Annotated in this window: 9 protein-coding genes; 3 read left to right on the forward strand and 6 right to left on the reverse strand. The window is 61.3% G+C overall.

Going from position 1 to position 11,570, the window contains the following annotated elements; genetic code table 11:
* Positions 1–112: 112 nt before the first annotated feature.
* Both CEC48_RS15675 and rlmKL read right to left on the reverse strand, forming a co-directional pair.
* Entirely contained in the window at positions 113–2,512 is a 2,400-nt protein-coding gene (locus CEC48_RS15675; RefSeq protein WP_088424564.1) for a diguanylate cyclase, read from the reverse strand.
* A gap of 139 nt (positions 2,513–2,651) precedes the next feature.
* Complete coding sequence (rlmKL, locus tag CEC48_RS15680) at positions 2,652–4,916, reverse strand: bifunctional 23S rRNA (guanine(2069)-N(7))-methyltransferase RlmK/23S rRNA (guanine(2445)-N(2))-methyltransferase RlmL (RefSeq protein WP_088424565.1); 2,265 nt, start codon at positions 4,914–4,916, stop codon at positions 2,652–2,654.
* 531 nt (positions 4,917–5,447) lie between these two features.
* Here rlmKL and rmf point away from each other — a divergent pair.
* Positions 5,448–5,663 (forward strand): ribosome modulation factor, encoded by a 216-nt coding sequence (rmf, locus tag CEC48_RS15690; RefSeq protein WP_002553055.1) that lies wholly within the window; start codon positions 5,448–5,450, stop codon positions 5,661–5,663.
* Between the two features lie 134 nt (positions 5,664–5,797).
* Here the strand turns inward: rmf and CEC48_RS15695 are convergent, their stop codons facing one another.
* The 4 genes from CEC48_RS15695 to sctC form a co-directional block, all read right to left on the reverse strand.
* The gene (locus CEC48_RS15695) at positions 5,798–6,823 is read right to left on the reverse strand and encodes a quinone-dependent dihydroorotate dehydrogenase (protein WP_088424566.1); all 1,026 of its coding nucleotides are present in this window, start codon (positions 6,821–6,823) and stop codon (positions 5,798–5,800) included.
* 86 nt (positions 6,824–6,909) lie between these two features.
* Entirely contained in the window at positions 6,910–7,371 is a 462-nt protein-coding gene (locus CEC48_RS15700) for a transglycosylase SLT domain-containing protein (protein ID WP_088424567.1), read from the reverse strand.
* Complete coding sequence (locus CEC48_RS15705) at positions 7,368–7,733, reverse strand: winged helix-turn-helix domain-containing protein (RefSeq protein ID WP_088424568.1); 366 nt, start codon at positions 7,731–7,733, stop codon at positions 7,368–7,370. The genes CEC48_RS15700 and CEC48_RS15705 overlap by 4 nt, the downstream gene beginning before the upstream one ends.
* A gap of 173 nt (positions 7,734–7,906) precedes the next feature.
* Entirely contained in the window at positions 7,907–9,370 is a 1,464-nt protein-coding gene (gene sctC, locus CEC48_RS15710; RefSeq protein WP_088424593.1) for a type III secretion system outer membrane ring subunit SctC, read from the reverse strand.
* A gap of 237 nt (positions 9,371–9,607) precedes the next feature.
* Here sctC and CEC48_RS15715 point away from each other — a divergent pair, with 237 nt between their 5' ends.
* Together CEC48_RS15715 and CEC48_RS15720 are read left to right on the forward strand one after the other, a co-directional pair.
* The gene (locus CEC48_RS15715) at positions 9,608–10,807 is read left to right on the forward strand and encodes a CmpA/NrtA family ABC transporter substrate-binding protein (protein WP_088424569.1); all 1,200 of its coding nucleotides are present in this window, start codon (positions 9,608–9,610) and stop codon (positions 10,805–10,807) included.
* A 12-nt stretch (positions 10,808–10,819) separates the two neighbouring features.
* Positions 10,820–11,395, forward strand: a complete 576-nt coding sequence (locus tag CEC48_RS15720) for an ANTAR domain-containing response regulator (protein WP_088424570.1) — start codon at positions 10,820–10,822, stop codon at positions 11,393–11,395.
* Positions 11,396–11,570 lie beyond the last annotated feature (175 nt).

The raw sequence follows: 11,570 nt of genomic DNA on the forward strand, positions 1-11,570 counted from the left end.
CTGCGATGCAGGCGCCGCGGTGCATCAGGTACACCGCGGTGATCCTATCGCAGCCTCGCTAAAGCTCGACAGCTCCCACACTGATGTCTATCCACTTGAATAGCCGGGCACTTCAAGCAAGCGCCCGCTCTGCCTCAACTCTATCCCTGCCCGCCTGCTTCGCCGCATACACCCCCGAATCCGCCCGCAGCAACAAGCCGTCAACGCCCTCCTCGACTCGCCAACTGGCCACCCCAAAACTGGCGGTCACGGTACCGACACCTTCCATCGGCGCACCGCGCAACGCTTGCCACAACTCCAGCGCAACACTGAAGGCCTGGCTGCCGTCGGTATTGGGGCACAGCACCACGAACTCCTCGCCCCCCAGCCGGCAAAACACATCCGTGCGCCGCAACCGCTGGCCGATGCGCCGGCACAACTCCTTGAGCACTTCATCGCCCACTGCATGGCCGTGCTGGTCGTTGATACGCTTGAAGTGGTCGATGTCAAGCATGATCACCGACAACGACCCCGAGGCGCGCTTTACCCGGACCATCTCGGCTTTCAGGCGGTCCTGGAAGTAGCGCCGGTTATGAATGCCCGTCAGCGAGTCGGTAATTGACAACGCCCGTAGCTCTTCCTCCACCCGCTTGAGATCGGAAATATCCGATACATAGCCATGCCATAACGTACCTCCGCCGGGCAGCTCTTCCGGTGTCGCTTCACCGCGAACCCAGCGCAGCCCTCGCAGGGGCAATTGCACCCGGTACTCTTCACGCCAATGGCTCAGTTGCAGGGTAGACAAGCGAATGGACTCGCGTACCCGTTCGACGTCCTGGGGATGAATACGCTCAAACACCTTTCTCGCATCCTGCTGCAACAGCCCCGGCTCGATTTCGTAGATATCGCGAATACCGTCACTGGCATAAAGGAAACGCGAGATGCCGTTCGGCTCCAGGATGAACTGGAAAATACCGCCGGGCACGTGGGCACTCAGTTTCTTCAGCAGGCGGTCTCGCGCAGCCAGTGCCTCATAGGCGCGCTTTTGCTCGGTGACATCCAGGCAGATCGCCAGGTACCCGACCCACAGGCCATGCTCATCCAGCAACACGGTGGCGAGCATGTTCACCGTCAGTTGGCTCCCGTCCTTGCGCACCAGCGTCCACTCGCTGGCCTCATGCTCCGCATCGGCGCCGTCCACCAGCATCGCCTGGCCTGGCGCGATGCGCTTGCCCAGTGCCGCGCTCAACTGAACAGCACGGGCTTCCAGCTCGGGTGCTAGGTGCAGGCTCTCGAGGGTCAGGTGGCCCAATACCTCATCCGCCTCAAAGCCCAGCATCTGCTCGGCGCCGGCGTTGAAGGTGGTGATCACACCGCGCAGGTCGGTGGCAATGATCGCCACTTGGGTTGCCGCATTGAGCACACTGCGCAGTTGACCGTGGGTGCCCCGCAGTTCCTGTTCACGCTGACGCAATTGGGCGGTGCGCTGTTCTACCAGCTTCAATGCGCGTTGGCGCTGGCTGACCAACACATAGAGCAACGCACTGAGCAGCAGGCTCAGCAGGCTGCCCATGACCAGGATACTGAACAGCGAAGAACGATTGCCCTGCTGGAACACCTGGCTGGGGCGCAGGTTCAAGGTGTAGATGTGGTCACCCAGCGTCAGCCGGCGTGCGGCCATCAGGTCGCTGTCTGCCAGGGCGTTATTGGATTCAAACAGCACCCGTTTTTCTGCGTCGGAGGTGTCGACGATCTGCATCACCAGGTTGTCCCGAGCAGCCTTGGGCAAGCCATCGGCCACCAGCTGGCGCATGCTGATCACCGCCATCACGTAGCCGTAAGGTTCACTGATGGGCGCTTGTGTCGTCCGTGCCCGGCTGACCGGCGCCACCAGCAGCACGCCCATGGCGTAGGCAGGCTCCACACCCACCAGTTGCATGGGCTGGGACACCGCCATTTTCCCGGACTGTTGCGCACGCTCCACCGCCGAACGCCGCAGGGGTTGGGCCAACAGGTCAAAACCCAATGGCGAGCCGAGCAGGCTCTGGGTCTGGCTGTAGAGCACCGGCACATACTCATCGCGATCAGTGGCCGGGGTCAATTCGCCTGCAGCGTTCAATTCGCGAATGGAGAAACTCGCGCCGCGCTCAGCCGTGATCTCCTGCTCAAACGCGCTGCGCTGGCCACGCAAAACACGGGGCGCCCAGGCATACGCGCGGGCACGCAACAACAGGGGCTGCGCGAAACCGTCGAACTCTTCGCGAGAGACCGTATTGGAATTGACGAAGAACCGTCGCAGGCTGCCCAGGCGTTGTTCCTGGTCTTCGAAACGTTCCTGGAGGCGGCTGTAACGCTCGTTGACCAGTAACTCAAAGCGCTGGCGCAACTGCTGCTGGTAGAGATCGGAGGCGGCCCAGGTGACGATGATCGTCAGTGCGATACCAACCAGAAACACTACCACCGCCACCAGCCACGCCGACACCTGCTCATTGATAAAGCCTAGGATTTTCGGGCGGACGGCATGCAGCGGCATAGACAAGACTCGGAACGCCAGCGTGCGGGTGCGTCACTTTGGCCAGGCCTTAAGTTATAGCCACAGGACTTACGTTTGACCAGCGCAAAAAAGCCGCAAGGCCGGAATAATCCAGGCTTGCGGCTTTAGAAGGGTGCGATCAGCGAGCGGTGATTTTCCACGCCCGATGGATCTTGGCGTTGCGCGCAAAATCCGGGTCGATGGTCTTGTCACTGATCTCCTCGACGGCATAACGCTCGACGAGGTTGTCTTCCAGCTGGAACTTGCGGAAGTTGTTCGAGAAGTACAACACACCGCCCGGTGCCAGGCGTGCCATGGCCAGGTCCAGCAACTGCACGTGGTCACGTTGCACGTCGAAAATACCTTCCATGCGCTTTGAGTTGGAGAAGGTTGGCGGGTCGATGAAGATCATGTCGAACTCATCACGACTGGCTTCCAGCCACGCCATTACGTCGCCCTGCTCCAGGCGGTTCTTGTCAGAGAAACCGTTAAGCGAGAAGTTGCGGCGCGCCCAGTCCAGGTAGGTTTTCGACAGGTCGACGCTGGTGGTGCTGCGCGCGCCACCCTTGGCGGCGTGCACACTGGCCGTGGCGGTGTAGCAATACAGGTTGAGGAAGCGCTTTCCGGCTGCCTCTTTCTGGATGCGCATGCGCATTGGGCGGTGGTCGAGGAACAGGCCGGTGTCCAGGTAATCGGTCAGGTTGACCAACAACTTGACGCCGCCTTCGCTGACCTCGGTGAACTTGCCCTGGGCGCTCTGGCGCTCGTACTGCTTGGTGCCGCTCTGGCGCTCGCGTCGCTTGACCACCACGCGGTTCTTGTCGATACCCAGCGCTTGGGGGATGGCCGCCAGGGCATCGAACATGCGTGCCGAGGCTTTTTCCGGGTCGATGGACTTGGGCGCCACGTATTCCTGGACGTGGACCCAGTCGTGGTACAGGTCGATGGCCATGGAGTATTCCGGCATGTCGGCATCGTACACACGGTAGCAATCGACGCCTTCGCGCTTGGCCCACTTGCCCAGCAGCTTCAGGTTCTTTTGCAGTCGGTTGGCAAACATCTGCCCGCCTTCGCTCAAGCGCGCCTGCTCGACCACCGGGGCCGGCGCAGGTTTGATCGGGTTACCGTTTTTGTTGTACTGGCGCTCTTGCGGCTCGGTCGGCGCCTGGTCGTAGGCAGCTTGCTCGCGTTCGGCCTGGCGTTGCTCCGGGGTGCGACGCTCGCCGGTGACGAACTGGTCCGGGGTGACCTTGATCAGCAGCAATTTGCACGGCAAGGCGCCGTTCCAGAACGAATACTGTTTGTGGCTGCGGATACCCATGCGCTTGCCCAGGTCCGGGGCGCCGGTGAACACCGCCGCTTCCCAGCCCAGGCAGGCCTGACGCAGACGCTCGCCGAGGTTTTGGTAGAGGTACAACAGGCTGGCTTCGTCACCCAGACGCTCGCCATAAGGCGGGTTGCAGATCACCAGGCCTTTCTGGTTCTGGTCCGGGCGCGGCTCGAAGGTACCGACTTCGCCCTGGTAGATCTTGATCCAGTGGCTCAGGCCTGCGCGTTCGATGTTGTTACGGGCCGGCTGGATCAGGCGCGGGTCCGCTTCGTAACCACGGACCCACAGCGGTGGCTTGGCCATGCCGATGGCAGCACGTTCGCTGGCCTCTGTGTGAAGTTTCTTCCACATCGCCGGAACGTGGCCGAGCCAGGCGGTGAAACCCCACAGCTCGCGGTTCAGGTTGGGGGCCATGTCGGCGGCGATCATCGCGCCTTCTACCAGGAAGGTACCGACGCCGCACATCGGGTCAGTCAGCGCGCCGCCTTCGGCAGCGATGCGCGGCCAGCCGGAGCGAATCAGGATTGCTGCCGCCAGGTTCTCTTTCAACGGTGCGGCGCCCTGCTGCAGGCGGTAACCGCGCTGGTGCAGGCTGTGGCCGGACAGGTCGAGGGAAAGGATCGCTTCGCCACGGTCCAGGCGCAGGTGAATGCGCAGGTCCGGGTTGATCTTGTCGATGGACGGACGTTCGCCGGTCGGGGTGCGCAGCTTGTCGACAATCGCATCCTTGACCTTCAGCGCGCCGAAGTGGGTGTTGTCGATGCCCGAGCCATGGCCGCTGAATTCAACGGCCAGGGTGCCGTCGGCGAGCATGTGGTCTTCCCACTCGATGTCCAGCACGCCGTGGTAGAGGTCTTCGGCGTCCTTCATCGGGAAGCGCTTGAGCACCAGCAGCACGCGGTTGGCCAGGCGCGACCAGAGGCACAGGCGGTAGGCGGTCTCCATGTCGGCCATGCCGCGCACGGCCGAGGTGTGCTCGCGGGCTTCCTCAAGGCCAAGCCCGACGGCTTCCTCGATCAGCAGGCCTTCGAGGCCCTTGGGGCAAGTGAGGAAGAGTTCAAAACGGTCCGACATGGGGCATTCCAGGCTTTTCAGCAATAAGTGAACGGGCGACGCATCGCGCGTTCGGTTTTCAATCAAGCGCTTTTCTTGAAGAGCGCTCGTGTGGCACGAATGTGCCGTTCCACCCGGGCTACAGGCCTTTGCGGCCTTTATCGACGGGGCAGTTCAAGTATTTGATGCAACAAAAAGAAACATTGTGACCCTTCGTCGAATAATAACCGACTGCAGCAGGCGGGCATTCTCACTAAAGGATTAAACCCATCCTCTTTGAAGGGCACATCATAGCTGGGTTTGCCCAATAAAAGGGGCGAAAAGCCATCCCAGCTTATGGCTATAGCATCATTATCGTTACGTGCTTATGACAAAACGATCATTGAATCCATGTGACCTATTGGTTAGAACTCAACACAGGTTGGCGTCGTAACGGCGCCGACACAGTGCTCGCCACGCCGGCAGCGAGCGCACCAACGGCAGAAAAACTCTGCCCGGCCCCAGACGGGGCCGAAGGATATCAAGACAGTCAACAAGTGAGGGAAACACCCTATGAGAAGACTTAAGCGTGATCCGTTGGAAAGAGCATTTTTACGCGGATATCAATATGGCGTTCATGGCAAATCCCGTGAGCTTTGCCCATTTACTCTACCGTCGGTACGCCAAGCCTGGATCAACGGCTGGCGAGAAGGACGCGGCGACAACTGGGACGGTATGACTGGCACTGCGGGAATCCACAGACTCAACGAACTTCACGCCGTCGGCTAATCAAGGGCATTTAATTCCGACACCATCACGAATACGCAACACCTTAACCACGCACGCCCCATCCGGGCGGCGGGCTTCGGCCCAGGGGCTCCTTCGAGGAGCCCTTTTTATTGCGTGTTCTTTATTGTCTGCTGTCAGCCTCGTGGCAATGCCGCGATCGCGTCCACCGACTGGCGAATCAACGCCGGGCCCTTGTAGATAAAGCCGGAATACAACTGCACCAGGCTGGCGCCGGCGGCGATTTTCTCGGCCGCGTGCTTGCCTTCGGTGATGCCGCCCACGGCAATGATCGGCAAGCGCCCTGCCAACTCGGCTGCCAGCACCTTGACGGTATGAGTGCTTTGGTCGCGTACCGGCGCACCGGACAGGCCGCCCGCCTCGTCACCAAAGGCCAGGCCTTCGACGCCGACACGGCTCAGGGTGGTGTTGGTGGCAATCACCGCATCCATGCCCGAGTCCACCAGGGCCTGGGCCACCAGCACGGTTTCTTCGTCGCTCATGTCCGGGGCAATCTTGATTGCCAAAGGCACACGCTTGCCGTGGCGCACAGCCAGGTCTTCCTGGCGCTGGCGCAAGGCTTCGAGCAACTGCTTGAGGGAATCGCCGAACTGCAGGCTGCGCAGGCCCGGGGTGTTCGGCGAGCTCACGTTGACCGTGACATAGCTGGCGTGGGCATAGACCTTGTCCAGGCAAATCAGGTAGTCGTCCACGGCACGCTCCACCGGCGTGTCGAAGTTCTTGCCGATGTTGATCCCCAGGATGCCTTTGTACTTCGCCGCCTGAACCCGCGACAGCAGGTTATCCACACCCAGGTTGTTGAAGCCCATGCGATTGATGATCGCCTCGGCTTCCGGCAGGCGGAAGATGCGCGGCTTTGGGTTGCCCGGTTGCGGTCGTGGGGTCACGGTGCCGATTTCGACAAAACCAAAACCCAACTGCGCAAAACCGTCGATGGCCGCGCCGTTCTTGTCCAGGCCCGCAGCCAGGCCTACCGGGTTGGGGAAATCGAGCCCCATCACCGACACCGGCATTTTCGCCGGGGCCTTGCACACCAGACCATTGAGCCCCAGGCGGCCACCGGCACCGATCAAATCCAGGGACAGATCGTGGGAGGTTTCCGGAGAGAGTTTGAACAACAGCTGGCGGGCCAGGGTATACATGGGCGGGATTGACTCGGATGGCGGCGAAAGGTGGCGGCGATTATAGCCGGGGTGACGGGCTGCATGCGAGGCGTGCCGTCCAATCGTCAGCTGCGGTTCGCCATCAGTTGCTCGTAGCGAACCCAAATCTTTTGCGCGTAGCGAAGGCGCAGGGCCTCACGCTGAGGCCCTGGGCCGCCACCCACATTGTAGGAACCGATCGCCGTCCAGTTGTAGCCGAACTGTTTGACAAAGTCGGCCAGGATCGACGCGCCGACCTCTACGGACAAGCAAGGCTCATCCAGCAAGCGTTGCTCGGTAATGCCCTCTTTGAGCAGGCGTGGCAGATGAATGCTGTTGATCTGCATCAGCCCGATATCACGGGTGCCATTGTTGTTGGCGTAATTCATGGCCTCGGCACGATAGCCCGACTCCACCGCGGCGATGGCCTGCAGCAGCTCCGGCTCGATACCGTATCGGTTGGCCGCCTCTGCCCAGCAATAGGCCCGGGCTTCATTGCCGAAGCCGAGTAAGAGCAGCAGCGCGCCCTTGCGCCAGACGCCCCTCATGCCTGCCCACGACCGCAGGTGGAACAGACGTGGCTCGCCGACTTGACCGGACAGGTCACGCGATACCCCTTGCCATACACCGTTTTGATCAGCGCCCTGCCATCCTTCAAGTATTTGCGCAGCGAACAGATGCAACGGGTCAGGGACTCTTCCGCCGCTTCGTTGTGGGGCCATGCCTGTTCCAGCAGGCGATCCTTGCTCACCAGCATACCGGCCGACGCCAGCAACAGGCGCAGCACCTGCGACTCCTTGGGCGGTAGTTGAATATCCGAGTCTTCGCCGGTCAGCCTGCCGTCGCCGTGCAACGTCCAGCGATCAAAGACCATAGGGGCAGCCATTACCCCATCAATCACCACAGCCATTCGCACCTCCGCACCCCACTCCCCCTCATTTCCAACACGGTCTCCTGCAAGGTCGCGACTATAAAAAGCTCACCCTCTGTATAGGAGAGGCAAAGGCCCACAGGCACGGTATTTTTCAGACTGGCTGCGTAAGACTTTTCGACGCCACCCGCTCCGGGGGCCGGCCAAAGGTTTCATCCCTCTGATACGCGGGAAAATGCTCGTTTCACTCGCTCATGCTGGGAGGGTGTCAACGGCGGCGCCTGCCCAGGCTCGGCACCCGTATGCACGGCATCGCCCACCGCCGTCGCCTGAATGACAAACAGCCGCACGCTATTGGCCATGGGCCCGTAGTAACGCCCAGACAAGGCGGCGCCGGTATCACGCTGAAAATCCCCCACTAGCAGCCGCCTGCCCGGCGCCACACGCACCACCGTGTTGATCCCCAAGCGCTCCACCGCCGCCGAGCGCTTGTCGCGACTGCCAGCCTTGCCCATCTGGCGCCCATCCTCGACAGTCAGCTGCATCTCGATTTCATTCGCCTCGGCAAAGCGCGGCAGGACGCTGACCTGTGTGCCATAGACCACCGGTTGCCACTCATCACTGTCCTCAACCGGCCGGGGCAGATAGAACGTTTGATTGTCGTTGAAAACCGCCGGTACATTTTCCTGGGTAAGAATCACTGGCAACGCCGTGACCTTCGCTCGCCGACGCTGCTCCAGTGCCGTAATCCGCTTCATGAAACCGTCGTCCTCGATGGGCGCCATGACCCGGGTTGCTGAAGGCTTGTCGGCGCCCTTGTGCATGGCCGCGCCCACCTTCTTGAGTTCATCACGGTCCACATCTACCAGCCACAGCGAAACCTCCACCGCACGTTTGGGCACGTCCAGTTCCGCCACCAGTCCTTCAATAAAGCTCACCTGCGCAGGCTTGCCCTTGATCAACAAGCTATTGGTGTCGGGGTACGCGAGCACTGAGATATTCTTGTCAGCCAGTAATCCGGGTTGCCGCGCAGATGCACTCGCCTGCTCGACGGCCAGCAGTTTTTCGATCATCGAGGCCATGCCCGGCACCGTGACGGTTTTGTCGCCCATGTCGTACTCGCGGTCTGCAACGTGGGTGTTGAGCACCTGCACCACGCCGATCCGCTGCGGCCCCATGCGCAGTTGCGCACGCTGGCGGTCCATCAGTTGCGCGAGGCGCAGCACATGGTCGACATAGTTCGGCGGCCCGGACACATAGAACACCCGCGCCCCACTCGCCCGCAGCGGATAATGCGCCTCGTCGAGCCCCGAGCGACGCATGAACCCGCGCAAGATATCGACCGAAATATGCCGCAGGGTCACCACCGAGCTTTTCGCCTCGTCGGCGTCATAGAGGTAAAGCACTTGGCCGTCGCTGTACCAGATCAGGCCGTGCTGCTGGGCAACCGATTCCAGGAGCGGTTGGGCCGAATCGAAATCGAATGCCCCGCTGATACGCTTGCGGGCTGCCGCCTGGCTGACAACGATCGGCTGCCCCAACGGCAAGGACAGCGCGGTAAAAAAGGTGTGCAGGCTTTCATCACGCGCCTGGTACGGCTGCGCGACCAAGCAGGAACTGCCCAGCATCAACAGCCAGAAAAACACAGTCGTAAAACGGTGGCGGTTGATGAACATGCCTGCAAAGCCCGGGATCAAAGAGCGGCCATACTGCGAGCCAAGCCAGTTTCAATCCTGATGGGAAGCTGACGGCCTGCCGAGCTTCCCCGGCCCGTGGCATGTGCCTTGCTTTGCCTTGCTTATCGCAGCCCGCGCCAACGCCGGAACGGGTTCAAGGACAAAGACGTCGTTACCCCGGGACACCCCTGTGAGTGGCCCGACGGAGCGGCGTTTTTTTATGAAAGGTACCTGTAGATGAGTGATCCCCTGGCTTGGGTCAATGGCAGCGATGCCCCGGAAAAGAGCAGCCTCAACCTGGGCTTCATGGCCCTGAGCGATTGCGCCTCGGTGGTGGTTGCCGCCACTCAGGGCTTCGCCCAGCCCTATGGCCTGACGCTGAACCTTGCGCGCCAGTCGTCGTGGGCCAGCCTGCGGGACAACCTGGTCAGCGGCGAACTGGACGCCGCCCACAGTTTGTACGGCCTGATCTACGCCGTGCACCTGGGCATCGGTGGCGTGGCACCCACCGACATGGCAGTGCTGATGGGCCTGAACCAGAATGGCCAGAGCATCAACCTGTCCCATGGCCTGCAACAGCTGGGCGTGACCAGTCCTGAGGCACTGGACCGTCACGTGCACCAAAGCCGAACAAAACTCACCTTCGCCCAGACCTTTCCCACAGGCACCCACGCCATGTGGTTGTATTACTGGCTGGCCAGCCAGGGCATCCATCCATTGCAAGATGTGGACAGTGTGGTGGTGCCGCCGCCGCAAATGGTTGCGCACCTGCAAGCCGGGCGCATCGACGGGTTTTGCGTGGGCGAGCCCTGGTGCGCCAGTGCGGTGAAGCAAAACCAGGGCTTCACCCTGGCCACCACCCAAGCGATCTGGCCAGACCATCCGGAAAAAGTCCTCGGCTGCACCCAGGCATTTGTCGAGCAATACCCCAATACCGCCCGGGTGCTGGTGATGGCGATTCTGCAGGCCAGCCGGTTTATCGAAGAAAGCGCGGAAAACCGCCGCTCTACTGCCCAACTGCTGAGCGCCCCGCAATACCTCGACGCACCGCTCGATTGCATCGAACCACGGCTGCTGGGCAACTATGACGACGGCCTCGGCAACCATTGGCAGGATCCCCACGCCCTGCGTTTTTATGGCGACGGCGAGGTCAACCTGCCTTACCTGTCTGATGGCATGTGGTTCATGACCCAGTTCCGCCGCTGGGGCCTGCTGCGCGAAGACCCGGATTACCTCGGCGTCGCCCGGCGCGTGCAGCAACTGGACCTCTATCGCCAGGCGGCCAGCGCCGTGGGTGTGCCTGCCGGTGGCGAGGCCATGCGCAGCAGCCAACTGATCGACGGCAAGGTGTGGGATGGTTCGGACCCGGTCGGGTATGCCCGCAGCTTTCGCCTGCATGCCATGGCAGACGTTGCCAGCCGTCAAGCCTTGCGCTGACAGGAGGACCTTATGTTGCGAATCCTGTTGATCAATGACACACCGCGCAAGGTTGGACGGCTCAAGGCCGCGTTGACCGAGGCCGGGTTTGACGTGATCGATGAGTCGGGGCTGACGATTGACCTGCCGGCGCGGGTTGAGGCGGTGCGCCCGGATGTGATTTTGATCGATACCGAGTCGCCGGGGCGCGATGTGATGGAGCAGGTGGTGCTGGTGAGTCGTGATCAGCCGCGGCCGATTGTGATGTTTACTGATGAGCATGATCCGGGGGTGATGCGTCAGGCGATCAAGTCTGGAGTCAGTGCGTATATTGTCGAGGGGATTCAGGCGCAGCGGTTGCAGCCGATTCTGGATGTGGCGATGGCACGGTTTGAGAGTGACCAGGCGATGCGCGCTCAGCTGCAGGCGCGGGATCAGCAGTTGGCGGAGCGTAAGCGGATCGAAACGGCCAAGGGGCTGTTGATGAAGATGAAGGGGTGTAATGAGGAAGAGGCCTACACGCTGATGCGGCGTCAGGCGATGAGTCGGCAGCAGAAGCTGATTCAGGTGGCAGAGCAGATTATCGCTATGAGTGAGTTGTTGGGGTGAGGGTTTATTTGTTGTGTGTATATCCGTTTCTTCGGTAACGGCTGCTATTGGTTCCGCTCTTACAGCGGCTCACTTTTGAACAGCGCAAAAGTAAGCAAAACGCTCTTGCCCCACCACTCGGCACCTCGCTTAGGCTCGGTGTGCCCTCTCTCCGGTAGTACTGCGCGGGCCGCCG

Source organism: Pseudomonas sp. K2I15 (assembly GCF_002204795.1).
Classification (GTDB): Bacteria; Pseudomonadota; Gammaproteobacteria; order Pseudomonadales; family Pseudomonadaceae; genus Aquipseudomonas.

Excerpts from the sequence above, each read along its gene's own strand:
- CEC48_RS15675 (WP_088424564.1), bottom strand. The coding sequence starts at position 2,512 with ATGCCGCTGCATGCCGTCCGCCCGAAAATCCTAGGCTTTATCAATGAG.
- rlmKL (WP_088424565.1), bottom strand. The coding sequence starts at position 4,916 with ATGTCGGACCGTTTTGAACTCTTCCTCACTTGCCCCAAGGGCCTCGAA.
- rmf (WP_002553055.1), top strand. The coding sequence starts at position 5,448 with ATGAGAAGACTTAAGCGTGATCCGTTGGAAAGAGCATTTTTACGCGGA.
- CEC48_RS15695 (WP_088424566.1), bottom strand. The coding sequence starts at position 6,823 with ATGTATACCCTGGCCCGCCAGCTGTTGTTCAAACTCTCTCCGGAAACC.
- CEC48_RS15700 (WP_088424567.1), bottom strand. The coding sequence starts at position 7,371 with ATGAGGGGCGTCTGGCGCAAGGGCGCGCTGCTGCTCTTACTCGGCTTC.
- CEC48_RS15705 (WP_088424568.1), bottom strand. The coding sequence starts at position 7,733 with ATGGCTGTGGTGATTGATGGGGTAATGGCTGCCCCTATGGTCTTTGAT.
- sctC (WP_088424593.1), bottom strand. The coding sequence starts at position 9,370 with ATGTTCATCAACCGCCACCGTTTTACGACTGTGTTTTTCTGGCTGTTG.
- CEC48_RS15715 (WP_088424569.1), top strand. The coding sequence starts at position 9,608 with ATGAGTGATCCCCTGGCTTGGGTCAATGGCAGCGATGCCCCGGAAAAG.
- CEC48_RS15720 (WP_088424570.1), top strand. The coding sequence starts at position 10,820 with ATGTTGCGAATCCTGTTGATCAATGACACACCGCGCAAGGTTGGACGG.